This window comes from Pseudomonas sp. LTR0, assembly GCF_036630035.1.
Classification (GTDB): Bacteria; Pseudomonadota; Gammaproteobacteria; order Pseudomonadales; family Pseudomonadaceae; genus Aquipseudomonas; species Aquipseudomonas putida_Y.
Map to the genome: position 1 here is coordinate 3,750,230 of NZ_CP123734.1, position 24,174 is coordinate 3,774,403.

A 24,174-nucleotide genomic window follows, 5' to 3' on the forward strand; every position below is an offset into this window, starting at 1 on the left:
GTTGCCATATCACTTCGGCATAGCCTGAGAATCACGATGACTTTGAAACAGCTGCGTTATTTGATTGCCATTGTCGAAGCCGGCAGTTTTTCCAATGCCGCACGTCAGGCGTTCATCGCCCAACCCGCCTTGAGCCGACAGATAGGCCTGCTGGAGAGCGAACTGGAAATGCAACTGCTGGCGCGCCAGCATGACGGTATCGAATTGACCGATGCCGGGCGGCAGTTGTACGAAGTGGCCCGATCGGTCGTGCAGCAACTCGATTCGGTGAAGGACGAGCTGAAGTCCAGCCGCGGCAACCCCAAGGGGCACGTGGCCATCTCGATTCCCGCCACTGCCTCGGCACTGTTGTTGCCGGCCATCATTACCCAGGCCCAGGCACGCTTCCCTGGTATCAAGCTCACCGTATGGGATGGCCTGAGCCGCGAAGGTGGCCAGGCGATCGAGCTGGGCAAAGTGGATTTCGGCGTGGTGCCCAACGCCGAAGAGCTTGCCCATGTGGTCGCCGAACCTGTGTTTTCCGAAGACCTGTACTGGGTCGGCCTACCTGGGAACGGCCCTGACGAGTCGCCCATCACCTTGGCTGAGGCCGCAGCGAGCCGCCTGGTAATGCCACCCCGCAGCCTGCACTTGCGCAGGCGCATCGAGCAGGCTGCCATGGAGACCGGTGTGACACTGGACTCAAGCTACGAACAGCAGTCGGCCCCCGGTATCACCAGCCTGGTCCGTGCTGGCCTGGCGGCCACCATCAGCAACTGGCCACCGCTGCTGGATTTGGCCGCGCCTGCCTGTGCGCGGCTGATAGTGGAACCACGCATCACCCGCACCATCGCCTTGGCCTACTCGCAGCACAAGCCGCTGTCGTTCGCCGCCGCCTGCATGCGCGACCTGGTGCGCGCACTGCTGGTGGATGCGGTGCGCAGCGAGCGCTGGAAAGGCACCCTGATCGAGCGCGAGGCCCTGGCGGAGCAGAGCCTCTGAGCGCTGTGCACATCACGCTTGGGCTGGCGCAGCCGTGCCCACCTGCACCAGACGTTGCCGGGTTTTCTGCGGGTCCATCCAGGCCAGCCCGATCAGCCCGGCAATCACCAGCACCGCGCCGCACACCAGAAAACCCTGGCCAAACCCTGCCGTGTGCCCGGCCCCGGCGCCCTGCACCAGCAAACCGGTGACCACCGGTGCCGACAGCCCGGCCAACGAGGCGATACCGTTGCCGATCGCCAGAATGCCGCCGCGCTGCCCGCTGGGCGTGAACTCCGCCAGCATGGCAGGCCCCACGGAATACATCACCAGCGCCAGCCCGCCGCTGAAAGTGAGGCTGACGATCCGCTCGGCGTTGCTCAGACCGGGCAGAAACAAGGCCGCCGACAGTAGCCCGCTGGCGATCAGGCACACTGAAACGAACGCACCGCGCGACCAGCGTGTGGCCAACCCGGCACGCATCATTCGCTGCGACAGCCAAGCCATGAACAGGCTCAGCGGCGTGGTAACCACCACGAACAGAACGAACACCTGGCCGGTCATGATCGGGTCGATCCCCAGCCCGGTTTCCAGGTAGCTCGGTACCCAGGTCAAGGTCAACGCAAGGGACCAGTTGGCGGCGAAGTGGCACAAGTAGTTGCCCAGTACCGTGCGGTCACCGAGCAGACGACGATAGGGAACAGAGGCCTGCCCTTCTTCAAGCTGGCCCGGGCGAATGCGGTCGAGGTTGCCCTCGCTGCCCAGCCACCACCACAGCACACACCACACCGCGCCGATCACCGCCAACACGATGAAGTTCATGCGCCAACCGTAGTGCACACTGATCCATGGGATCATGGCACCCGCTACCAGCAGCCCCAGCGCACTGCCGGTATGCAACAGCGCGACGGGAAGGTTGCGACGGTCGTTGGGGAACCACTTGTACAAGGCATGTGTAGCCACCGGTGAGGCCGGCCCCTCACCAATACCCAGCAGCACCCGGCAGGCGACGATCGCCCACAGCGAGCTGACGAACAACATGGGCAACTGGATAAGCGCCCAGAACGCGCCCATGCCCAGCAACAGGGTGCGGGTTGGCCGGCGATTGGCCATGAAGCCACCTATCACCGCCGAGATGGCGAAGAACCAGTGCAGTGCGCCCCCTACCAGGCCGAACTCGGCAGGGGACAAGCCCAGTTCCCTGGACATCGGCACCGCCACCAGGCCGATGACCACCTTGTCCAGGAAGTTCACCAGCATCAACAGCGCCAGCAGTACCGCAATCATCCAGGCCGTGCCTGCACGCGCGGGGGTGTCAGTATGAGTCATGATGATCTCTCGTTATTGTTCTTGTCTGGAGAGCCCGGCCGCCACGGGCCGGGCATACCGCGTCATTGCTCAGGCATGAGCACGCCCTTGGCGATGGTGTTGCGCTGGATCTCGCTGGTTCCGGTGAGGATGCGCATCATACGTGTCGCACGGAATATCCACTCCACCGGGTTGCCACGCAGCAGCCCGGCACCGCCGTGTATCTGCACGGCACGATCGGCGATGCGGAAGGCCGTCTCCGAAACGAACAGCTTGCACATCGGGGCCTGGGTGCGGATATTGCCGCCGGCGTCATTCACCGCTGCCGTGGCGTAGACCATGCTGCGTGCAGCATGCAGCTCGGTGGCCATGTCGGCGATCATGTGATTGATCGACTGGAACATGGCGATAGGCTGGCCGAACTGCTTGCGCGTGCGGGCATAGTCGATCGAGAGGTTCAGTGCCAGGCCGGCCAGCCCCAGCAAGGTGGGGCAATGCAGCAGACGGTTGAGGGTGATGCGCCCCATCGCCAGCTTGAAACCCTGCCCTTGCTCACCAATGCGGTTGGCCGCCGGCACCCTTACGTCCTCAAGGATGATGTCACCATGCGCACCACCGCCGGACATGACCGAATAATCGCTCTCAACCCTTACCCCCGGTGCGCTCAGGTCGATGAAGAACGCCGAAATCCCTTGGGCACCGCGCCCGGGATCCGTCACCGCAAGCAGCACGGCGATGTCGGCATAGGGCGCACCTGAAATGTAACGCTTGGTGCCGTTCAGCACATAGTGTTCACCCTCCCGCCGTGCGGAGGTCTTGATCGCCGTTGCATCAGAGCCGGCCTCGCTTTCAGTCAGGGCGAAGCACACGGCCTTTTCGGCACGGCACACCGGCTGCAGGAACGCCTCGATCTGGGTCGGGCTCGCCACCTTGAACAGATGGCCGATACGGGGCGGCCCGGAAAGCTCACCGAGAATATGCGGCGCCAGCATGGAGCCGGTGAGCACCGTCGCTTCCTTGACCGCACACAGGTCTGAAACGCTCAACCCGGCGCCACCTATCGCCTCGGGCAGCATGATGTTGTAGAAGCCCTGCTCGCACGAGCGCTGCCATACCTGCTGCAGCACCGCCCGCGGGTGCGGCTCTGCCCAGCTGAGACCGGCTTGCTGTTCCAGGGGCAGGATTTCGTTGCGAACGAAGCCACTGATGGCCTCGATGATCTGCTGGGCCTTTTCGCTTGGCTGATACATGGTCGTTCCTCGTGTCAGATACGGCGTTCGCTGTTTTGCCAGTAGGCGTCACGGATCAGCCGGCGTACCACCTTGCCGTTGGGGTTTTTCGGCAGCTCGCTGACGAAGTCCACCGCACGTGGTTTCTTGAAACCGGCCAGGGCCTGGGCGCAGTGTTCAATGACGTCCTGCTCCTGCAACGCCATGCCCGGCTTGAGCACGATCACCGCCCGCACCGCTTCGCCCCATTGCTCGTCAGGCACCCCCACCACCGCCGCCTCGAACACCTGCGGCATGCTGTAGAGCACCTGCTCGACCTCGCTGGGGTAAATGTTGAAGCCACCGGAAATGATCATTTCTTTCTTGCGGTCGACGATGAACACATACCCTTGCTCATCCACCGTGGCCAGGTCGCCAGTCAGGTAGTAGCCGTCGCGCATCACCTCGGCAGTGAGGTGGGGTGCACGCCAGTAGCCCTGCATGATGTCCGGCCCCTTGACTACGATTTCGCCCACCTCTCCCGGCTGGACGTCCTGGAAGTGGTCATTAACCACGCGCAGGTCGGTTTCGAAGTAGCAACGCCCGCACGAGGCCAGGCGCCGGTAGTCACCGCCCTCGCACAGATGGTCCTGTTCGGTCAGGACCGTTACCAGCGAGCAGGTCTCGCCAGCACCGTAACCTTGGGCCAGGATCGGCCCGAATACCTCGATAGCCCGTTTCACCAGCGCTGGCGCCATCGGCGCGGCACCGTACATCACCAGGCGCAAGCTGCTCAGGTCGTAACGCTCGACATCGGGTAAGTTGACCAGGCGATTGATCATTGCAGGCACCAGGAACAACCGGGTCACGCCTTCGCTCTGGATGGTCTCGAGCAACAGCTGGTCGTCGTAGCGCTCCAGCAGCAGGTTGCAGGCACCGACCGCCAGCAGCGGCATCAGCTGCATGCCGCTGGCATGGGTGATAGGGCCAACGTGGGCCATGACATCGCCCGGGGCGGCGCGACGGGTCGGGCTGGCGAGGCTCTTGCGGATAAGCGCCTTGCGGTTGCCCACGCTGAGCATCGCAGCCTTGAGCACACCAGAGCTGCCAGAGGTGTAATGCAAAACGGCAAGGGCATCGTCAGGCAGGTCGCAGCTGATTGGCTGGCTACTGCCTTGGGCCAGCAGTGCGGCATAGGTGATGTCACCGCCCCGCTCACCCAAGGTCACGATCAAGCGTACCGAAGGTATCTCGTGCCTGCGGGCCAGCAACGCCTGGGCGAGTTGCGCATCGGCGATCAGCGCGACACTGCAGGCGTCGTTGAGCACCTGAATCACCTCATCCGGTGCCAGACGCGCATTGACCGGTACCTTGACCAGGCCGGCCTTGTAGAACGCCACTTCTGCTTCCACCAGTTCGGCGCGGTTGGGCGCCAGGATGGCCACATGCTCGCCCATGGCGATGCCCTGTGCCAGCAAGGCCGAGGCCAGCTGGTTGGCCCGCTGTTCGAGCTGAGCGAAGGTCAGCCGGGTATGGCGGTCGATCACCGCCAGACGTTCAGGCCAGTATCTTGCACTTCGACTGGATAGGGTTCCAAGGTTCACGTTGTTGTTCTCGTCGACGGTTAAGACCAGGTCGATGCTAAACAGCGGGAAGCCGGGGCAAGTAATACCAGTTACGTATGCACGCCATAACAGATTGCGCTGGCACGGGTGCTTTGACGACCTGAGTCAAGGATGACACATCGCTTGCATATGACACCTTGTGTCATTATGATCAACACCGTGTCCTGGCGTCGCCTTCGCGCCGATCAGTCATCCATACACTCTTCCCCTTGCAGGTACCGCCCATGACGACCACCATGCACACCCCCAAGGACCAGCTTGTCAAACTCGCCCAGCAACAGATGCTGACGGCGCTGGCCGACAACACCTACACCGCGCGACAAAAGCTCGCCCTCACCTGCCGTATCCTGTTCGACGGCGGCCACGACTCTGGCCTGGCCGGGCAGATCACTGCGCGCGCGCAGGAACCTGGCACCTACTACACCCAGCAACTGGGGCTTGGCTTCGACGAAATCGCCGCCTCCAACCTGCTGGTGGTGGACGAAGACCTGACGGTGCTGCAAGGCCGTGGCATGGCCAACCCGGCCAACCGCTTCCACAGCTGGCTGTACCGCGCCCGCCCCGACGTCAACTGCATCATTCACACCCACCCGCTGCACAGCGCCGCCTTGTCGATGCTGGAAGTTCCGCTGGCCATCTCGCACATGGACCTGTGCCCACTGTTCGACGACTGTGCATTCCTCGAGGAATGGCCCGGTGTGCCGGTGGGCAACGAAGAAGGCGAAATCATCGCGAAGGCGATTGGCGACAAGCGCGCAATCCTGCTTTCCCATCACGGCCTGCTGATCGCTGGCCGTTCGATCGAGGAAGCCTGCGTGCTCGCCCTGCTGTTCGAGCGCGCAGCCAAGATGCAACTGCTGGCCATGGGCGCCGGTGACATCCGCCCCATCCCCGAAGCCCTGGGCAAAGAAGCCCACGACTGGATTTCCACCCCCAAACGTCACGGCGCCGCCTTCAGCTACTACGCGCGCCGCGCCTTGCGTGCCCATGGCGACTGCCTGGGCTGATCGAAGCTGTACTCTTTCCTCAACAACGGCAAAGGTGCCTGGTCATGTCTACATCTGTAATTCGCGGCGTTATCGGCTACACCATCACTCCCTTCACGGCAGACGGCACACTCGACCTGGATGCCCTGGGCACGTCCATCGATAGCCTGATCGCAGACGGCGTGCACGCCATCGCGCCATTGGGCAGCACCGGCGAAGGGGCTTACCTGTCCGATAGCGAATGGGAAACCGTGGTGCGCTTCAGCCAGGCACGCATTGCCGACCGCGTACCCAGCGTGGTCAGCGTCTCCGACCTGACCACCGCCCGCACCGTGCAGCGTGCCCGCCTGGCACAGGCCTGCGGCGCCACGGCGGTGATGGTGCTGCCCATCTCCTACTGGAAGCTCACCGAAGCCGAAGTGATCGCCCACTACAAGGCGGTCGGCGCCGCCATCGACATTCCGATCATGCTCTACAACAACCCCGGGACCAGCGGCACCGACCTGTCGGTGGAACTGATCCTGCGTATCCTCGGCGAAGTGCCCAATGTGACCATGGTCAAGGAAAGCACCGGTGACATCCAGCGCATGCACCGCCTGTTCACGGCTACAGATGGGCAGGTGGCGTTCTACAACGGTTGCAACCCGCTGACCCTGGAAGCCTTGGTGGCCGGTGCCACTGGCTGGTGTACCGCCGCGCCCAACCTGATCCCGGCACTCAACCTGGCGCTGTGGGACGCCGTACAACAAGGCGATCTGGCCGAAGCCCGTGCGTTGTTCTATCGCCAGTACGAACTGCTGGAATACATCACCCGCCGTGGCCTGCCGACCACCATCAAGGCCGGTCTGAAAATGCTCGGCCAGGATGTCGGCGCCCCACGCCTGCCCCTGCAGCCGCTGGATGCGCAAGGCAGCAACCACCTGAAAAGCCTGCTGGTGGCGCTGACCAACTGACGCACAAACCTGCCCGGCAGCCTGTCGCTGTCGGGCAGCCTTTTTCTTCAGGAACAGCCTTGTGCGGTGAAAGGGCCAATGACGCTGCAGTCGGATTACCCCTTCGCAGCACAAGGCTGCACCTGATCTGACCATTACCAGAGGCAACCATGGACGCGCCAGCACAAAGCGCTGCAACCCCGCTCAGGCTGACAGACATCCTTCACCCGGTGATTGCCGGACTCGTTTCGGTGATCGTCAACTACGGCGGCACGTTCATCCTGGTGTTCCAGGCGGCCAAAGTGGCCGGGCTGAGCCCAGAGCTGACGTCATCGTGGGTCTGGGCGGTGTCGATCGGCGTCGGCCTCAGCGGCCTGGCATTGTCCTGGTACAGCCGCGAACCGGTCATCACAGCCTGGTCCACGCCTGCCGCCGCGTTCCTGGTCACCGCCCTGGCCAGCGTGCCCTACAGCGAGGCCATAGGTGCCTACCTGCTGTCGGCCGCCGGCTTCGTGGTGCTGGGGCTGAGCGGGTGCTTCGAGCGGCTGGTGCGCGTCGTGCCCGGCGGCATTGCCGCCGGCCTGCTGGCCGGCATCCTGCTGCAGTTCGGCATCGGTGCCTTTGCCAGCCTGTCGGTCGACCCTGCCCTCGCCGGACTGCTGATTGCAGCCTATGTGGCCTTCAAACGCTTCACCGCCCGTTACGCCGTAGTCGCCATACTGCTGCTGGGCCTGGGGTATTTGTTGCTGCAGGGGCAAGTGGGCCTGACCACGTTGCGTCTGGAATTCGCCTCACCGGTTTTCACCGCGCCCACCTTCTCCCTCAACGCGGCCCTCAGCGTGGCCCTGCCGTTGTTCCTGATCACCCTCACCGGCCAGTACATGCCCGGCATGCTGGTGCTGCGCAACGATGGTTTCAAGACCAGCGCCAACCCGATTGTCGCCGTCACGGGCACCGGCTCCTTGCTGATGGCGCCCTTCGGTTCACACGCGTTCAACATCGCCGCCATCACCGCAGCCATCTGTACTGGCAAGGAAGCCCATGAAAACCCGGACAAACGCTGGGTGGCGGGTATCGCTGCCGGTGTCTGCTACATCCTCGTCGGGGTGTTCGGGGTCACCCTGGCGAGTGTCTTCATGGCCTTGCCGGGCACCTTTATCACCACCCTGGCGGGCCTGGCCCTGCTGGGCACCATCGGCGCCAGCCTGGCCAGCGCCATGGCCGATGCCCGTTCACGCGAGTCAGCACTGATCACCTTCCTGGCGGCGGCGGCCAACATCAGCCTGTTCGGCATTGGCGGGGCTTTCTGGGGCCTGGTCATTGGTCTGCTGGCCCATGTTGTACTGAACGGCCGCCTGCCCGGTTTGAGGGGCACCTCCCACTAAGCGGGCTTTCCACCACCTTGCAGTGCGCCAATGGCGCACTCTACTCAACAGGTTATCGACATGCTCCACCCTGGCCCCAAGCTGCTGACCCAAATTGCTGCCGTGCACTTCGTCAGCCATGTGCACATCATGCTGATCCCGGCGCTGCTGCCGGTGCTGCCCGGCCTGCTGGGCGTGGGCTTCGTAGAGCTGGGCGTAGCCCTGGCAGTGTTCAACATCGTCTCCGCGCTGGTGCAGGCCCCGCTGGGTTACGCTGTGGACCACTATGGTGCACGTAAAATGCTCAAGGCCGGGCTGCTGTTGGGCAGCCTCAGCTTTGTGCTGCTGGCGGCCAGCCCCGGTTACGCGGTATTGCTGGTGGCGATGGCCATGGCTGGCCTGGCCAATGGTGTGTATCACCCGGGCGACTATGCGCTGCTGGCCAACGGCATCGAGCCCGCACGCCTGGGGCGGTCGTTCTCTATTCATACCTTTGCCGGTTTCCTCGGTTCGGCCGTTACCCCAGCCGTATTTCTCGGCATCGCCGCGGCGCTCGGCACGCGGGCAGCCCTGGCGGCGGGCGCGGTATTCGGGGTAGCCGCGCTGCTGCTGATATCGATACCAGGCAGTGGCGTTTACCGGGTCGCCAGGCCTGCCAACAAACAAGACGCAGGCCCGGCCGCAGCAACAGGCCGCGTACGCTTGCTCACCCCCATGATCGGCGTGCTGACGGTGCTGTTCATCCTGCTCAACCTGAGCACCAGCGCCATCGAGAAGTTCTCCGTAGCCGCCCTGGTCCAGGGCCAAGGCCTGACACTGGCCTGGGCCAACGCCGCGCTCACCGCTTTCCTGCTGAGCAGCGCAGCCGGCGTGCTGTGCGGAGGCGCTTTGGCCGACCGTACCCGGCGCCATGGCCTGGTGGCGGCACTGGCCTTCGCGCTGGCGGCTGCGCTGACCGCTCTGGTGGCGCTGGGGCTGCTGCAGGGCTGGGCATTGGTGGCCGTACTGGGCGCCATTGGCTTGCTCACCGGGGTCATCGCCCCATCACGGGACATGCTGGTCAAGGCGGCGGCGCCACCCGGGGCCGAGGGCAAAACCTTCGGCCTGGTGTCGACCGGGTTCAACATCGGTGGCGCCATCGGGCCGGTGGCGTTCGGCTGGATGCTCGATCAGCGCATGCCCAACGGGATTTTCATCGCATCGGTGGTGTTCATGCTGCTGACAGTGCTGCTGACCCTGGCACAGGAGACGTATTCAGCCAGGAGACGCGCGACAGAACACTTGGCGCGCGCCCAGTAGGACCCGGTGCAACATTGCCGGGCCACGAACAATCATTCATTGCACCGGGTTGGCATGCGCCACTCGCCCGCCTGCTCCCGGTCGATTGACGAACAGCACATCCAGCACACTGTTGCGCAAGCCCTTCAGTGCATTCCAGTTCGCTGACGCATGCACGTATTTGTCGCGCAACAGCCGCTGTTCTTCCTCGCTCAACCCCACCTGCCCAGTTTCTCCCAAGGCAAAGGCATGCAATTTGCGGCTGATGCCCAACAACTCCTCCGGCAGCCGATGCTCAGCCTGCGCCCCCAACGGCGCAAACGGCACACCAGCGCGCACCGCCAACGCCCGCATCACGCTCAAGTACACCCGGGACAAGTGCCCCGCCACTTGCCGCTCCCGGTACACCGCCGCATAGACCTGCTTTTGCGCCTCGTCCCGCCGCCCGCCGGCAATCGGCTCCTCCCAGGTCATCACTCGCGGCCTGGGTTCGCCCATGTCGGCAAACGCCGAAGCCAGCAAGGCACTCACCTTGGCATGTACGCGGCACTGCTCGACGCACATGCCTGCGGGCACCCGCTGGGACTGCGGCTTGCACAGCAGCACCTGCTCCAGGAGGCTCTCAGGGTAACCACCACCAATATTCGAGTGCACGCCCGGCAGCAGGATATCGTGGCCACTGCGCACCAGCGGGAAGTTATGCCGCCGCTCGTCCTCGGCCACCAGTTGCACCACGTGCCGGGCAATACCCGCACCCAGGCCCAGGCGCAAGCCACCGTGGCGGCCGTCTGCCGGGTCGAAGTCACCCTGTAAGGGCGCGATGATCGCCGCCACGGTGTCGAACAGGCCGATAAAGTTGATCGAGGTTTCGCACGCCACCGACAACAGCCCACCCGCGCCCTCGTGCAACAGGTTGGCCAGATGCCGCACCGCCGCAGCGCCTCGGCTGAAACCGAAAAGATCGAACTCGATCCGCTCCAGCTTTGCCTGCGGATGCGTCCGGCGCCATGCCTGCAGTTGCTCGGCCATCCCCTGCAACGCCTCGGCGACCCGCGCCTCGGCCCCCGTGCGCCCATGCCCGGTGGCCGAAGCGTAGACATGGTCGGCTTCACCCGCCAGCGTGCCCACGCCTTCCACATAGCGCTTCAAGAACGCCTGCGGCCCGTCGGCATTGGCCGCATCAGACGGATACAACGCATGCAACAGGGCCACGTTGCTCAAGGCGTTGCCATAGCTGCCGCCCTTTTCACCCTGATCGCCCACCGCCGTGGCATTGTGCTGGTTGTTACCAGTGCCATCGAAGAACACGCCAAAACGCAGGTTGACCGGCGTAAGGTTTGGCGTGCTGCCGCTGCTCATTTTCATCGTCGTGCCTTCTGCTTGTCCGAAAAGCACAAGCAGGCGCCAGCACGCCGTCACGGAACATCAGGCAATCGCCAGCCATACGTAGGACATTTCTTTGCCCGCAGGCCCGACTGCAACGATAAATTTACCCGCCGCCATTGGTCGCCGCCCCCTCGGATAGATTAAAGTATCCCCCTTGCCAAGGCTGCTGCCTCAAGCCGCCTCAGGCCCCCTACCAGGAACCGTCGCCGATGGAACACCGTGAAGCGCTGATCGCGCTGCGCACTTTTCTTTCTACCCAGATCCTAGGCCAGGAAAAACTGGTCGAACGGCTATTGATCGTGCTACTGGCTGACGGCCACATGCTGGTCGAAGGGGCACCGGGCCTGGCCAAGACCAAAGCCATCAAAGAACTCGCAGAAGGCATCGAAGCGCAGTTCCACCGCATCCAGTTCACCCCCGACCTGCTCCCGGCCGACATCACCGGCACGGAGATTTACCGCCCGGAAACCGGCAGCTTCGTGTTCCAGCAGGGGCCGATCTTCCATAACCTGGTGCTGGCCGACGAAATCAACCGCGCACCGGCCAAGGTACAGTCGGCGCTGCTCGAAGCCATGGCCGAGCGCCAGGTCAGTGTGGGCCGCAGCACCTACGACCTGTCGCCGCTGTTTCTGGTCATGGCCACGCAGAACCCGATCGAGCAGGAAGGCACCTACCCGCTACCCGAAGCCCAGCTCGACCGCTTCCTGATGCATGTAAAAATCGGCTTCCCCGACGCCGCCGTAGAGCGGCGTATCCTGGCGCAAGCCCGGGGTGAAGCCCTGGGCGGCGAGACCAAGCCTGAGCGCCGGGTCAGCCAGCAGGCCATCTTCGCCGCGCGCAAGGAAATCCTTGGCCTGTACATGGCCGACGCAGTGGAGGAATACCTGGTGCAGTTGGTCATGGCCACCCGCACCCCGGCCAAGTTCGACACCGAGCTGGCTGACTGGATCGCCTATGGCGCCAGCCCGCGCGGCTCCATCTCGCTGGACCGCTGCGCGCGTGCCCACGCCTGGCTGGCCGGGCGCGACTTTGTCAGCCCCGAAGACATCCAGGCAGTGCTGTTCGACGTACTGCGCCACCGTATCATCCTCTCCTTCGAGGCCGAGGCGGCAGGGATCGACCAGGACCGCGTGGTCCAGCGCATCCTCGACGTCGTCGCCGTTGCCTGACCCCATGCCCACTGCGCAACTGGCCGAACATGGCATCCGCATTGGCCTTGCCGAGCTGATCGACATGCGCCACCGCGTGCGCGAAATCCAGCTGTTTTCCAAGCCTGGCCAACGCAGCCCGCTGGTGGGCCTGCACCATTCCAGGCTACGTGGGCGCGGCGTCGACTTCGACCAGGTGCGCGTCTACCAGGCCGGCGATGATGTGCGCAACATCGACTGGCGTGTCACTGCGCGTACCCAGGAGCCGCACACCAAGCTGTTCCACGAAGAACGCGAGCGGCCGATCTTCATCCTCGTCGAACAAAGCCAACGGCTTTTCTTCGGCTCGGGGCTGATGTTCAAGTCCGTACTGGCGGCCCAGGCGGCGGCGCTGTTCGGCTGGGCAGCACTGGGCCACAACGACCGCATCGGCGGCCTGGTGTTCGGCGACAACGAACACCACGAAGTCAAACCCCGGCGCAGCAAACAGAGCCTGCTGCAACTGCTCAACCGCTTGGCAAAGGTCAACCAGTCACTGCACACCGAAGCCGTACCGGGGGCCGACAGCCTCGGCCTGGCCCTGCGCCGCGCCCGCGAAGTGCTGCGCCCCGGCAGCCTGGCCATCGTGATCTGCGATGAGCGCTCGCTCAGCGCCCAGGTGGAACAGCACCTGGCCATGCTTTCACGGCATTGCGACCTGCTGTTGCTGCCAGTATCCGACCCACTCGACCACGCGTTGCCCGCCGCCGGCCTGCTGCGCTTCGCTCAGCGCAGCGCCCAACTGGAGCTCGACACCCTCGACGCCAACCTGCGCCAGGCCTACCGCCAGCAGGCAGAAGCCCGTATCGAGCGCTGGGAGCTGATGGCGCAAAAGCTGAGGGTGGTACTGATGCCACTGAGCACGCAAAGCGAAATGGTCGAACAACTGCGCGAGTACCTGAGCGCCCAGCGGCCACGGAGCGCGTCATGAACCCGCTTGACCAGTTGCACCCACTGATCGCCCCGGCACCGGTCAGCCTGTGGCCTCCCGCACCGGGCTGGTGGCTGCTGCTGGCCGTCCTGCCGCTACTGGGCTGGGGCTTGTGGCGGCTGCGCCGCTGGCGCCCGGGCAAACGCCGCATCGTGCGCGCCGAACAACCCCTGGACCCGGTGCGCCTGGAGGCCTTGGCCGAGCTGGCCCGCCTGCCACGTCCGTATGACGGTGCCCCGGCTGGCGCCTGGCTGCAACAGATCAACGCTCTGCTCAAACGCCTGTGCCGCAACCACTACCCAGGCGCCAACAGCCACACCCTCAACGGCCGCCAGTGGCTGGCCTTTCTCGACAACCGCTGCCCGGCCGCCGGCCTGACCCGCTGGATGGTACTGGTCGAAGGCGCCTATAAACCCGAGTGCAAGCTCGATGACAAGGCCATCGCCGGGCTCAGCCAAGCCGTCGAAACCTGGATCCGCAAGCATGTTTGAACTGGCATGGCCGTGGGTCTTCGCCCTGTTGCCGCTGCCATGGCTGGCGCGCCTGCTGCTGCCCGCAGCCGACAGCGGGGAACCGGTGCTCAAGGTGGGCTTCCTCAACGAGCTGGAAGGCCTGGCCGGGCGTCGCGCGCGGCTCAACCTGCCCACCTGGCGCCAGCAGGCACCGTTCGTCGTCATCTGGCTGTTGCTGCTGTGCGCCGCCGCTCGCCCGCAATGGCTGGGCGAGCCGGTGCCGATCGCCGCCAGCGGCCGCGACCTGCTGGTGGCGGTGGATGTGTCCGGGTCGATGGACTTCCCCGACATGCAGTGGAAGAACGAGGACATCAGCCGCCTGGACCTGGTCAAGGCGCTGATGGGCGACTTCCTGCAAGACCGTGAAGGCGACCGCGTGGGCCTGATCCTGTTCGGCAGCCAGGCCTATCTGCAAGCGCCGCTCACCTTTGACCGGCGCACCGTGCGCACCTTCCTCATCGAGGCGCAGATCGGCATCGCGGGCAAGAACACCGCCATCGGCGACGCCATTGGCCTGGCGGTCAAACGCCTGCGCGAACGCCCCGCACAAAGCCGGGTGCTGGTGCTGATCACCGACGGTGCCAACAACGGCGGGCAGATTCACCCGCTGACAGCCGCCCGCCTGGCGGCCCAGGAAGGCGTGCGTATCTACACCATCGGTATCGGCGCCAACCCCGAAGCCAATGGCACCCCAGGCCTGCTCGGCCTCAACCCGAGCCTGGACCTGGACGAAGCCGCGCTAAAGGAGATTGCCGACATCACCCACGGTGCCTACTTCCGCGCCCATGACGGCGCCGAACTGGACGCTATCGGCGATACCCTCGACCAACTGGAGCCCGTGGCCCAGCAACCGACCCAGGCGCGCACAGCCCAGGCCCTGTACGCCTGGCCCCTGGCGCTGGCGCTGCTGCTCAGCGTGCTGCTGGTGGTGGCCGTGCAGTGGCCCGACAACCTGTTGCAACGCGTGCTGCGCAAGCCGCGCTTCCTGCAGCCGCACCCGGAATGGCGCCAACGCTTGAAGCGCCTGCGTTTAAGGAGGCGGCGATGATCGATTTGTGGCCCCAATGGCTGCGTCCGCTCTGGCTGCTGGCGGTGCCGGTGCTCGGCTGGCTGCTGTACAAGCTGTGGCACCGGCGCAAACGCGCCGGACGCTGGCAGATGATTCTGCCGCCCGCCTTCCATGGCGTGCTGCTGGGTGGCGGCAGCGGCAGCACCAGCAAACTGCCGTGGGTGGCGCTGGGCCTTGCCTGGTTACTGGTGATCCTGGCGCTACTCGGGCCCAGCTGGCAGCGCCTGGAAGAAAGCCATCAGCGCCCGGCCGACCCACTGGTGATCCTGCTCGAACTGACCCCGCAAATGCTCGCCGAGGACAGCCCGCCCAACCGCCTGGAACAGGCTCGACGCAAGATCCTCGACCTGCTTGAACACCGCCGCGACAGCCAGACAGCCCTGGTGGTGTATGCCGGCTCCGCGCACACCGTCGTGCCGCTGTCTGACGATCTGGCCACCACCCGCAATTTGCTCGAGGCCATCGACCCGTCGATCATGCCAAAACCCGGCCAGCGTGCCGACCTGGCCGTGCAAAAAGGCCTGGCGCTTTTGGCCCAGAGCGGCCTCGGCCAAGGCCGCCTGCTGCTGGTAGGCTCGGCGCTCAGCGCCGCCGAACGGCAGGGCATCACCCAGGCCCTAGGTCGCCAGGGCCCCAGCCTGCTGATGCTGGGCATCGGCAGCCGCGAAGGCGCCCCTGTGCGCCAGGCCAATGGCGAATACCTTAAAGACGACCAGGGCGGCATCCTTTTGCCTCGCCTGGACAGCGCCAGCCTGAAGGGCTTTATCCGCAGCACGGGCGGGCGCTACCGGCATGCCCGCATCGACGACCTCGACCTGCGTGGCCTGGGCCTGTTCGACAACCCGCGGAGCGGGCGCAATGACGGCCAGACCCTGCAACTGGATAGCTGGGCCGACCAAGGTTACTGGCTGCTGATTCCATTGTTGCTGCTGGCCGCCTGCGCCGGCCGGCGCGGCTGGCTGTTCTGCCTGCCGCTGCTGCTGGCCTTGCCGCAGCCTGCCCAGGCTTTTGAGTTCAACGACCTGTGGCTGCGCCCTGATCAGCAAGGCCAGAAGCTGCTGGAGCAAAACCGTCCGGCCAGCGCTGCACGTCACTTCCAGAACCCGCAATGGCGCGGCATGGCCCTGTACCAGGCCGGCGACTATGCCGGTGCCGCCGAGGCATTTTCCCAAGGCGATACAGCAGCAGCCCACTACAATCGAGGCAATGCCCTGGCCCATGGTGGCGAGCTGGAAGCCGCCCTGGATGCCTACGAACAAGCCCTGGAGCGCCAGCCCGACCTGCAGGCCGCACTGGACAACCAGGCGCTGGTGCAGCAACTGCTGCAGCAACGTGAAGCCAAGGCCGAGGAACAGCCACCCGGCAGCGATACCCAAGACACGCCCGGCAGCGAAACCGAAGGCAACAGCAGCTCGGCCAGCAACCAGGCCCAAGGCACACCCGGCAACGACCAACAGGCCAGCCCCGAACAACCCGGCGAAAGCAGCAACAGCCAGGCAGCACCCGGCAACCAGGCCGGGGGCGACGACAGCGTCATCCAGCCGCCCCAGCGCCCGGTATCGACCAACCTCGACGGCGAACAGCGCCAAGCCCTGGAGCAATGGCTGCGGGAGATCCCCGACAACCCGGCAGAGCTGCTGCGACGCAAATTCTGGTATGAACAGCAATTGCATCAGGAAAAATCACGATGAGTCGCTTCGGCGTCTTGCTCCTCACCCTGCTGTGGGCCGTGCTGGCCCACGCCGAACCGCTGCTGCAGGCCAGCGTCGACCGCACCCGCCTGGAGGCGGGCGAAAGCCTGGAACTGACCCTGGAAAGCCAGGACGTCACCCAGTTCGGCAAGCCCGACCTGCGCGCCCTGGAAGGTGACTTCGAAGTGCGCGGTACGCGCCAGCTGAACAGCCTGCACACCCTCGACGGCGAAACCCGCGCCAGCACCCGCTGGATCATCACCCTGCTGCCACGGCGCAGCGGTAGCCTGCGCATACCCGAGCTGCAACTGGGCCAGTCGCACAGCCAGGCCATCGAACTGCAAGTGCTGCAGGCCGATGCCAGTCGCCAGGAAAACGCTCAGGTATTCATCGAAGCGACCCTCGACAACCACGACGTCTATGTCCAGGCCCAATCCGTGCTGACGGTGCGCATCTACCACTCAGTAGCGCTGTACGACGACAGCAGCCTCAGCCCCCTGCAACTGGAGAACGCCAAGGTCGAGCCGCTGGGCGAGTCGCGCACGTATGAAAAGGAAATCAACGGCGTGCGTCATGGCGTGATCGAAACCCGCTATGCGGTGTATGCCCAGCAAAGCGGTACCCTCGACATCCCGCCGCTGACTTTCACCGCCACGGCAGCCGCCAGCAACGACGAAGCAGCGCAGGCCAATGGTACGGCCCGCGCCGGCCATCAGGTACAGGTCAGCTCGCTGCCCTTGCGCCTCAATGTACGGCCGATTCCCGCAGCCTGGCCGGCTGGCTTGCCGTGGTTGCCAACCAGCAGCCTGACCCTGGAAGAGCACTGGAGCCCCGACCCCGGCAGCCAGCAGGTACAGATTGGCGACTCGCTGACGCGCAACATCACCTTGCGTGCCGAAGGCTTGTCCAGCACCCAACTGCCACCGCTGCCGGCCACAGAGATCATCGGCCTGCGCCGCTACCCTGACCAACCGTTGTTGCGCAACGAAATCAGCGAACGGGGCATGACCGCCAACCGCGAAGAGCGCGAGGCCCTGGTGCCGACCCACAGCGGCACGCTGGCCTTGCCGGCGCTGGAAGTGGCCTGGTGGAACACCCGCGAAGATCACCTGGAGCACAGCAGCCTGCCGGCGCGCACGCTGAACGTACAGGACAACCCGGCACTGAGCGCCGACACCCCGGTGGGCGACAACAGCAGCGCCAGCACCCTGCTGTGGCCGTGGCAGCTGTCCACACTGGTGTTCGCCCTGACCACCGTGCTGGGCTTCGCCCTGTGGTGGCGCGCCCGCTCGCGGCCAGCGGTGCTGCGCGCCGCGCAGAACGGGCCAAGCCCACGCACCTTGCTGGACGACCTCAAGCGCGCATGCCAGGCCAACGACCCCCAGGCTACGCGCCAGGCGCTGGATGCCTGGGCCCGGCAGCAACCGGAAACCCTGGCCGAGATGGCGGCGCGCTTCGTGCCGTTGTCGGATGCGCTGGATGGTTTGAACGGGGCGTTGTACAGCGAGAGCGGGCAGTATTGGCAGGGTGAAGACTTGTGGCGGGCGATTGGTACCATTCCGCCGGCTGAGCAGGTATTGCTGCCGACGGGCGAAAACGGCAGCCTGCCGCCGCTTTATCCCAAGTAAGCCAGCAGGTGTTCGCCATGAAAATTTCAGCGCCTGTGAGATCGAGCGCCGCCCGCGCGGCGCATCGCGAGCTGCGCTCGCTCCTACGTTTGTTTTTGGCCAGTAACGCCTGTTACAGGCGCGCGCGACCGCTTTGTTTGTACGACGCGATATCGAGCTATGCGCCAAGGCGTACGCGCGCAAATTTCACAGAAATAACTGGCCCGAAACAAACGTAGGAGCGAGCGCAGCTCGCGATGCGCCGCGCGGGCGGCGCTCGATCTCACAGGCGCTGAAATTTTCATGGCGAACACCTTGTGCCCCCAATCCCTCGCCCTCCCCCAATCCCTCCCCCAATCCCTCGCCCTGCCCCCCGAACCCCGCTTGGGTTACCATACCGCCCTTTCCCCGCTTGCCCGACTCGACACCAACAGGTCATCCATGCGTCTGTTTCATACCTCCGACTGGCACCTGGGCCAAAGCCTGCACGGCCAGGAACGCGATTTCGAACACGCCTGCTTCCTCGACTGGCTGCTCGGCCAGCTACACCTGCGACAGCCGGATGCGCTGCTGATTGCGGGCGACATCTTCGACACCGTCAACCCGCCGGTCAAAGCCCAGGAACGCCTCTACGACTTCATCGTCCAGGCCCACGAGCAACAGCCCAAGCTGGACATCGTGATGATCGCCGGCAACCACGACTCCGGTTCGCGCATCGAGCTGCCCGCCGCGCTCATGCGCCGCCTGCGCACCCATGCACTGGGCCGTGTGCACTGGCTGGACGAGGGCCAGCTGGATGCCGAGCGCCTGTTGATTCCGCTGACCAACGGCCGTGGCAAGGTGGCCGCCTGGTGCCTGGCCCTGCCGTTCCTGCGCCCGGCCGAAGTGACCGGCCCGCAGCTGGGTGACGACTACCTGCAAGGCATCACACAGGTGCACCAGCAACTGATCGCCGCCGCGCAGAAGAAGCGCAAGAAAGACCAGGCGCTAATTGCCATCAGCCACGCGCACATGGCCGGTGGTGCGGTGTCGGAAGACTCCGAGCGCAGCCTGATCATCGGTAACGCCGAGGCGCTGCCGGCCAAACTGTTCGACAAAGCCATCAGCTATGTCGCCCTGGGCCACCTGCACAAGCCGCAGAAGGTCAACCGCGAAGAACGCATCCGCTACAGCGGCTCGCCGATCCCGCTGTCGTTCGCCGAAATCAACTACCCGCACCAGGTCCTGGAAGTGGAGTTGGACGGCAACGGCCTGGTCAGCGTCGAGCCACGCCCCGTACCACGCGCCGTGGCCCTGCAACGGGTGGGCCCGGCACCGCTGGGCGAACTGCTGCAGCAACTGGCCGACCTGCCGGTGGTCGACCTGCTCGAAGACCCCAACCGTCAGCCCTGGCTGGAGGTGCGGGTAATTCTGGATGAGCCGCAGCCCGACCTGCGCCAGCAGATCGAAACCGCGCTTGAAGGCAAGGCGGTACGGTTGATCCGCATCAGCGCCGAATACGCTGGCCGCAACAACGCCGAAGACGATGACCTGGCCTTTGTCGAGCTGGCCCAGATGACCCCGCAAGACCTGTTCAGCCGCGCCTGGGAGCAAGCCTACGGCAACCCGGCCGACGAGCAGGCGCTGGCCGACTTCGCCCTGCTGTTGCAGGACGTGCAACAGGAAGAGGAACAGCCATGAAGATTCTCGCCATCCGCCTGAAGAACCTGGCATCGCTGGCCGGCCCGATCGACATCGATTTCACCGCAGAACCGTTGGCCAGCGCTGGCCTGTTCGCCATCACCGGGCCAACCGGCGCCGGCAAGAGCACCCTGCTTGACGCCCTGTGCCTGGCGCTGTTCGGCACCGTGCCGCGCCTCAATGACATTGGCCGTGAGGCCAAGGTGCCAGATGCCGACGGCGAAATACCCACTTCCGACCCGCGCAACCTGCTGCGCCGCGGCACCGGCAGCGGTTTTGCCGAGGTCGACTTTGTCGGTATCGACGGCCGCCGCTACCGCGCCCGCTGGGAAGCCAACCGCGCCCGCGACAAGGCCAACGGCAAACTGCAACACAGCCGTCAGAGCTTCTACGACCTCGACAGCGAGCAGGTGCTCGGCAGTGGCAAAAACGAATACAAGCAACTGGTAGAAGCCCGCCTGGGCCTGAATTTCGAACAGTTCACCCGTGCGGTGATGCTGGCCCAGAGCGAGTTCGGCGCGTTCCTCAAGGCCGACGACAAAGACCGCAGCGAGCTGCTGGAAAAACTCACCAACACCGCAATCTACACCCGCCTGGGCCAGCGTGCCTTCAGCAAGGCGCGTGAAGCCGGCGAGGCGCACAACGCCCTGAAAGAACGCGCCAGCCACCTGCTGCCGATGGCTGCCGAGGCCCGTGCCGAGCTCGACCAGCGCCTGGAGCAGGCGCAGCAGCAGTTCAAGGCCGACCAGGCCGGCGAGCGCCAGCTGGAGCAGCAACGCAACTGGCTGAATGAACAACGCCAGCTACAGGCCCAACACGCCGAAGCCAGTACCACGCTGCAGGCCGCCGAACTGGACTGGCAACAGCTGGCCGAACCACGCCTGGACCTGGCACGCCTGGAGCGCCTGGCCCCACAGCGTCACCAGTTCCACCGCCGACAGGCCCTGAGCGCACAGTTGGCGCCAGTGGCCGCGAAAATGGCCGAACAGCAACAGCAGCAAGCCGAACTGCAGGTGCGCACCCACGAACTCGAACAGGCGCTGGACACTGCGCGCCAAGCGCTTGCCGACCGCCAGGCCGAGCACGGCGAGAACGCGCCGCGCCTGCGCCAGGCTTTTGCCGCGCAGGACAGTCTGGCGCGCCTGGACCAGGAGCTGGCCGCCCAGCGCAGCATCGGCCAGCAGGCGCAACAGCAAGTCGCTGACGGCCAGCAGCAACTGCAGCAGCTGGAAGACAACCAGCAGCGCAGCATTCAGCAGCTGGCGCAGATCGACACCGCGCTTGCCGACAGCCAGCACCTGGCGGGCCTGGCCAATGCCTGGCACGCCTACCTGCCGCAACTGAAGCAGGTGATGCTGATCGGTGGCCGCCTGACCAAGGGCCGAGAAGAGCTACCCGGCCTGCAGGCCCAGGCTAGCCAGGCCAATGCACACTTGCAGGCCGAGCGCGACGCCTACGACCTGTTGTTCCGTGAAGCCAAGGCCGAGCCCCAGGCCCTGGCCGAACAGATCGACCTGCTCGGCGGCATGCTGCAGGACAACCGCAAACAGCAGCGCGCCGTAGAGGAAATGTCACGCCTGCACGGCCGTGAACAGGAGCTGCGCCAGCAGTTGGACGCCCTGCGCGACCGCCAGCAGCAGGCCATGCTGCAACGCCAGCAACTGATTACCGAAGGCACCGCCGCCAAGGCCGAACTGGAGGCCGCCGAACAGGCGTTGACGCTCACCCGTCAACTGCTGGAACGGCAACGTCTGGCACGCAACACCAGCGTCGAAGAACTGCGTGGCCAACTGCGTGACGGCGAACCCTGCCCGGTCTGTGGCAGCGCCGAACACCCGTTCCATCAGCCAGAAGCATTGCTGCAGAGCCTGGGTCGCCATGACCAGGCCGAAGAGCACGCCGCGCAGAAGCAGGTCGAAACGCTCAACAGCAAGCTGGTGGAGCTGCGTACCCAACTGGGTGTGGTCAATGCCCAGCTCAAGGACTTCCAGCAGCAACACCAGCAACTGGGCGAACAGTTGCAACCGTTGGTGGCTCAGGTACAGGCCCACAGCCTGTGGCCAGCCCTCGCCCCACAGGACGACAAAGCCCGTCGCGTCTGGCTCGACAGCCAGCTGCGTCGCCTGGATGAAGAAATCAGCCAGGACGAGAAACGCCAGAGCGCTCTGCTGGCCCTGCAAAAAGACGCCGCCCGCCTGAACCAGCAATTGCAGGCGGCCCACGACGCCCAGCAACAGGCCCAGCGCCATCTGGAGCAGCAGCACCAGGCCCTGGCCAACGATGAGCAACAGTTGCAGCAAGGCCTTGACGACCTGGCCGGCGTCTTGCCCAAGGAAGCCCTCAAGGCCCTGAACGAAGACCCGGCCAATGCCTTCCTCGCCCTCGACCAGCAGATTGCCCAGCGCCTGCAGCAACTGGAACAGCGCAAGGACGAACTGGAAGAACAGCAAGCACGCCAAACCCAGCTGGACAAGCTGCGTGACCAACAGCAGGCGCGCGTGCAAGGCCAGCAGCAGTTGCAGCAGACACTGGCCGCCCTCGAGGAGCAACGCCAACAAGCCCTGGCCTCACTCGGCGAACTGCTCGGCGAGCATGCCAGCGCCGAAGCCTGGCAACAGCACATGGACAGCGCGCTGGAACACGCCCGCGCCCTTGCCGCCGATACCGCCCAACGCCTGCAGGAACTGCGCACCCAAGGCGTACAACTGGCCAGCGAACTCAAGGGCAATGCCCAGCAGCAACAGGCGCTGGACAGCGAGTGCCAGCAACTGCAAGGCCAGATCGCACAATGGCGCAGCGAGCATCCAGAACTGGATGACGCCGGGCTGGATCGCCTGCTGGCCATGGATGACGCCCAGGTGAATGAACTGCGTCAGCGCGTCCAAAGTGCCGAAAAGGCCATCGAACAAGGCCGCGTGCTGCTGCAGGAACGTGAGCAGCGCCTGCAACAACACGCCGCACAAATGACCGTGGACACCTCGGCCGAAGCCTTGGAGCACGCCCTGACCGAGCTGCGCGGGCGCCTGGCCAACCATGAGCAGCAGTGCGCCGAATTGCGCGCGCAACAGGCCGACGACCAGCGCCGGCAGCAAGCCCACCAGGCGCTGGCGGCCGAAATCGAACAGGCCCACCAACAGTGGCAACGCTGGGCCCGCCTCAATGCCCTGATCGGTTCGGCCTCGGGCGATGTGTTCCGCAAGATCGCCCAGGGTTACAACCTCGACCTGCTGCTGCACCACGCCAACGCCCAGCTACGTCAGCTGGCCCGCCGCTACCGCCTGAAACGCGGCGGCAGCGCCCTTGGCCTGCTGGTGCTGGACACCGAGATGGGCGACGAACTGCGTTCGGTGCACTCGTTGTCGGGCGGGGAAACCTTCCTGGTGTCGCTGGCCCTGGCCTTGGGCCTCGCGTCGATGGCTTCCAGCACCCTGCGTATCGAATCGTTGTTCATCGACGAAGGCTTCGGCAGCCTCGACCCCGAGTCACTGCAGTTGGCAATGGACGCCCTCGACGGCTTGCAAGCCCAGGGTCGCAAAGTGGCGGTGATTTCCCACGTACAGGAAATGCACGAGCGGATCCCGGTACAGATCCAGGTACGGCGCCAGGGTAATGGCCTGAGTGACGTGGAGGTGTGCGGGTGATCCTCTACTCGTTCCGCCGCTGCCCGTGGGCCATGCGCGCGCGCCTGGCCCTGCGCTATGCCGGCTGCGAAGTGAAGATCTGCGAAGTGGCGATGAAGAACAAGCCGGCAGAACTGCTGGCCTTGTCGCCCAAGGGCACGGTACCGGTGCTGGACACCGGTGCAGGGGTGCTGGAAGAGAGCCTGGACATCATGCGCTGGGCGCTGACGCAACACGACCCGCAGGACTGGCGGCTACAGGCCAACCCTGCGGCTGCGCAGCAGGCTGAAACGCTGATTGCGCGCAATGACACCACGTTCAAGGCGCACGTGAACCTGTACAAGTATGCCGAACGTTACCCGGAGCATTCCCGCGAACATTACCGCCAGCAGGCCGAGGCCTGGCTGGCGGAGCTCGAAGGCCTGCTGGTGGGGCGGGCTTACCTGCTGGCCGACCACCCGAGCCTGGCCGATGCCGCGTTGCTGCCGCTGATGCGCCAGTTTGCCGGGGTTGAACCGCAGTGGTTCGCCGAGGCGGCTTATCCACGGGTGCGCAGTTGGCTGGAGGGGTGGCTGGCTTCGGAGCTGTTCAAGGCCGTCATGGCCAGGTGAATGTGTGGGGCGGCCAAGCGCCTGGCGGGGGTTTGATGTAGGGTTTGAGATCGAGCGCCGCCCGCGCGGCGCATCGCGAGCTGCGCTCGCTCCTACGTTTGTTTCGGGCCAATTATGCCTGTGGGATTTGCGCGCGAACGCCTTGGCGCATGACGCGATATCGCGTAGTACAGACAAGGCGGTCGCGCGCAGCAGCCAAAGGCGTTACTGGCCCGAAAC

Annotated in this window: 18 protein-coding genes; 14 read left to right on the top strand and 4 right to left on the bottom strand. The window is 65.0% G+C overall.

Features of this window, described 5'->3' with window-relative positions:
• Window positions 1-36: 36 nt before the first annotated feature.
• On the top strand, window positions 37-981 hold the full coding sequence (locus QCL51_RS17265; RefSeq protein WP_021784046.1) for a LysR family transcriptional regulator: 945 nt from the start codon (window positions 37-39) through the stop codon (window positions 979-981).
• A 12-nt stretch (window positions 982-993) separates the two neighbouring features.
• Here the strand turns inward: QCL51_RS17265 and QCL51_RS17270 are convergent, their stop codons facing one another.
• The 3 genes from QCL51_RS17270 to QCL51_RS17280 form a co-directional block, all read right to left on the bottom strand.
• Entirely contained in the window at window positions 994-2,247 is a 1,254-nt protein-coding gene (locus QCL51_RS17270; protein WP_021784047.1) for an MFS transporter, read from the bottom strand.
• Window positions 2,248-2,351: 104 nt separating this feature from the next.
• The gene (locus tag QCL51_RS17275; RefSeq protein ID WP_021784048.1) at window positions 2,352-3,518 is read right to left on the bottom strand and encodes an acyl-CoA dehydrogenase family protein; all 1,167 of its coding nucleotides are present in this window, start codon (window positions 3,516-3,518) and stop codon (window positions 2,352-2,354) included.
• 14 nt (window positions 3,519-3,532) lie between these two features.
• A complete protein-coding gene (locus QCL51_RS17280) occupies window positions 3,533-5,080 on the bottom strand; it encodes an AMP-binding protein (RefSeq protein WP_338443821.1) in 1,548 nt (515 codons plus the stop codon).
• A 245-nt stretch (window positions 5,081-5,325) separates the two neighbouring features.
• Here QCL51_RS17280 and QCL51_RS17285 point away from each other — a divergent pair, with 245 nt between their 5' ends.
• The 4 genes from QCL51_RS17285 to QCL51_RS17300 all read left to right on the top strand — a co-directional run bounded on the left by QCL51_RS17285 (window position 5,326) and on the right by QCL51_RS17300 (window position 9,682).
• On the top strand, window positions 5,326-6,108 hold the full coding sequence (locus QCL51_RS17285) for an aldolase (protein ID WP_274118706.1): 783 nt from the start codon (window positions 5,326-5,328) through the stop codon (window positions 6,106-6,108).
• 44 nt (window positions 6,109-6,152) lie between these two features.
• Window positions 6,153-7,040, top strand: coding sequence for a dihydrodipicolinate synthase family protein (locus QCL51_RS17290; protein ID WP_021784051.1), 888 nt, complete (start codon window positions 6,153-6,155; stop codon window positions 7,038-7,040).
• 149 nt (window positions 7,041-7,189) lie between these two features.
• Window positions 7,190-8,404, top strand: a complete 1,215-nt coding sequence (locus QCL51_RS17295; protein ID WP_103462814.1) for a benzoate/H(+) symporter BenE family transporter — start codon at window positions 7,190-7,192, stop codon at window positions 8,402-8,404.
• Between the two features lie 60 nt (window positions 8,405-8,464).
• Window positions 8,465-9,682: an MFS transporter gene (locus tag QCL51_RS17300; protein ID WP_021784053.1), complete on the top strand. Its 1,218-nt coding sequence runs from the start codon at window positions 8,465-8,467 to the stop codon at window positions 9,680-9,682.
• A gap of 36 nt (window positions 9,683-9,718) precedes the next feature.
• Here the strand turns inward: QCL51_RS17300 and QCL51_RS17305 are convergent, their stop codons facing one another.
• Window positions 9,719-11,026, bottom strand: a complete 1,308-nt coding sequence (locus tag QCL51_RS17305; RefSeq protein ID WP_021784054.1) for a DUF2235 domain-containing protein — start codon at window positions 11,024-11,026, stop codon at window positions 9,719-9,721.
• Window positions 11,027-11,256: 230 nt separating this feature from the next.
• On the opposite strand from QCL51_RS17305, the gene QCL51_RS17310 reads away from it, so the two are divergent.
• From QCL51_RS17310 to QCL51_RS17350, 9 genes are all read left to right on the top strand, one after another.
• Entirely contained in the window at window positions 11,257-12,216 is a 960-nt protein-coding gene (locus tag QCL51_RS17310; RefSeq protein WP_003247242.1) for a MoxR family ATPase, read from the top strand.
• 4 nt (window positions 12,217-12,220) lie between these two features.
• Entirely contained in the window at window positions 12,221-13,165 is a 945-nt protein-coding gene (locus QCL51_RS17315) for a DUF58 domain-containing protein (RefSeq protein ID WP_028698037.1), read from the top strand.
• Window positions 13,162-13,656 carry a DUF4381 domain-containing protein gene (locus tag QCL51_RS17320; protein ID WP_003247240.1) on the top strand — a complete coding sequence of 165 codons (495 nt, stop codon included), beginning with the start codon at window positions 13,162-13,164 and terminating at the stop codon, window positions 13,654-13,656. Before QCL51_RS17315 ends, QCL51_RS17320 begins: the two co-directional genes overlap by 4 nt.
• On the top strand, window positions 13,649-14,725 hold the full coding sequence (locus QCL51_RS17325; RefSeq protein ID WP_021784056.1) for a VWA domain-containing protein: 1,077 nt from the start codon (window positions 13,649-13,651) through the stop codon (window positions 14,723-14,725). Before QCL51_RS17320 ends, QCL51_RS17325 begins: the two co-directional genes overlap by 8 nt.
• Window positions 14,722-16,437, top strand: coding sequence for a tetratricopeptide repeat protein (locus tag QCL51_RS17330; protein WP_274148055.1), 1,716 nt, complete (start codon window positions 14,722-14,724; stop codon window positions 16,435-16,437). The genes QCL51_RS17325 and QCL51_RS17330 overlap by 4 nt, the downstream gene beginning before the upstream one ends.
• Window positions 16,434-18,065 carry a BatD family protein gene (locus QCL51_RS17335; RefSeq protein ID WP_331245215.1) on the top strand — a complete coding sequence of 544 codons (1,632 nt, stop codon included), beginning with the start codon at window positions 16,434-16,436 and terminating at the stop codon, window positions 18,063-18,065. Before QCL51_RS17330 ends, QCL51_RS17335 begins: the two co-directional genes overlap by 4 nt.
• A gap of 420 nt (window positions 18,066-18,485) precedes the next feature.
• The gene (locus QCL51_RS17340) at window positions 18,486-19,724 is read left to right on the top strand and encodes an exonuclease SbcCD subunit D C-terminal domain-containing protein (RefSeq protein ID WP_021784059.1); all 1,239 of its coding nucleotides are present in this window, start codon (window positions 18,486-18,488) and stop codon (window positions 19,722-19,724) included.
• Entirely contained in the window at window positions 19,721-23,365 is a 3,645-nt protein-coding gene (locus tag QCL51_RS17345; protein WP_021784060.1) for an AAA family ATPase, read from the top strand. Before QCL51_RS17340 ends, QCL51_RS17345 begins: the two co-directional genes overlap by 4 nt.
• Window positions 23,362-23,955 (top strand): glutathione S-transferase, encoded by a 594-nt coding sequence (locus QCL51_RS17350; protein WP_103462816.1) that lies wholly within the window; start codon window positions 23,362-23,364, stop codon window positions 23,953-23,955. The genes QCL51_RS17345 and QCL51_RS17350 overlap by 4 nt, the downstream gene beginning before the upstream one ends.
• Window positions 23,956-24,174: the final 219 nt, after the last annotated feature.

What these genes read in the sequence shown, in the direction of transcription:
- QCL51_RS17290 (WP_021784051.1), top strand. Translation starts at nt 6,153, where the DNA reads ATGTCTACATCTGTAATTCGCGGCGTTATCGGCTACACCATCACTCCC.
- QCL51_RS17295 (WP_103462814.1), top strand. Translation starts at nt 7,190, where the DNA reads ATGGACGCGCCAGCACAAAGCGCTGCAACCCCGCTCAGGCTGACAGAC.
- QCL51_RS17300 (WP_021784053.1), top strand. Translation starts at nt 8,465, where the DNA reads ATGCTCCACCCTGGCCCCAAGCTGCTGACCCAAATTGCTGCCGTGCAC.
- QCL51_RS17285 (WP_274118706.1), top strand. Translation starts at nt 5,326, where the DNA reads ATGACGACCACCATGCACACCCCCAAGGACCAGCTTGTCAAACTCGCC.
- QCL51_RS17270 (WP_021784047.1), bottom strand. Translation starts at nt 2,247, where the DNA reads ATGATTGCGGTACTGCTGGCGCTGTTGATGCTGGTGAACTTCCTGGAC.
- QCL51_RS17310 (WP_003247242.1), top strand. Translation starts at nt 11,257, where the DNA reads ATGGAACACCGTGAAGCGCTGATCGCGCTGCGCACTTTTCTTTCTACC.
- QCL51_RS17275 (WP_021784048.1), bottom strand. Translation starts at nt 3,518, where the DNA reads ATGTATCAGCCAAGCGAAAAGGCCCAGCAGATCATCGAGGCCATCAGT.
- QCL51_RS17345 (WP_021784060.1), top strand. Translation starts at nt 19,721, where the DNA reads ATGAAGATTCTCGCCATCCGCCTGAAGAACCTGGCATCGCTGGCCGGC.
- QCL51_RS17265 (WP_021784046.1), top strand. Translation starts at nt 37, where the DNA reads ATGACTTTGAAACAGCTGCGTTATTTGATTGCCATTGTCGAAGCCGGC.
- QCL51_RS17315 (WP_028698037.1), top strand. Translation starts at nt 12,221, where the DNA reads ATGCCCACTGCGCAACTGGCCGAACATGGCATCCGCATTGGCCTTGCC.
- QCL51_RS17335 (WP_331245215.1), top strand. Translation starts at nt 16,434, where the DNA reads ATGAGTCGCTTCGGCGTCTTGCTCCTCACCCTGCTGTGGGCCGTGCTG.
- QCL51_RS17320 (WP_003247240.1), top strand. Translation starts at nt 13,162, where the DNA reads ATGAACCCGCTTGACCAGTTGCACCCACTGATCGCCCCGGCACCGGTC.
- QCL51_RS17340 (WP_021784059.1), top strand. Translation starts at nt 18,486, where the DNA reads ATGCGTCTGTTTCATACCTCCGACTGGCACCTGGGCCAAAGCCTGCAC.
- QCL51_RS17305 (WP_021784054.1), bottom strand. Translation starts at nt 11,026, where the DNA reads ATGAAAATGAGCAGCGGCAGCACGCCAAACCTTACGCCGGTCAACCTG.
- QCL51_RS17330 (WP_274148055.1), top strand. Translation starts at nt 14,722, where the DNA reads ATGATCGATTTGTGGCCCCAATGGCTGCGTCCGCTCTGGCTGCTGGCG.
- QCL51_RS17325 (WP_021784056.1), top strand. Translation starts at nt 13,649, where the DNA reads ATGTTTGAACTGGCATGGCCGTGGGTCTTCGCCCTGTTGCCGCTGCCA.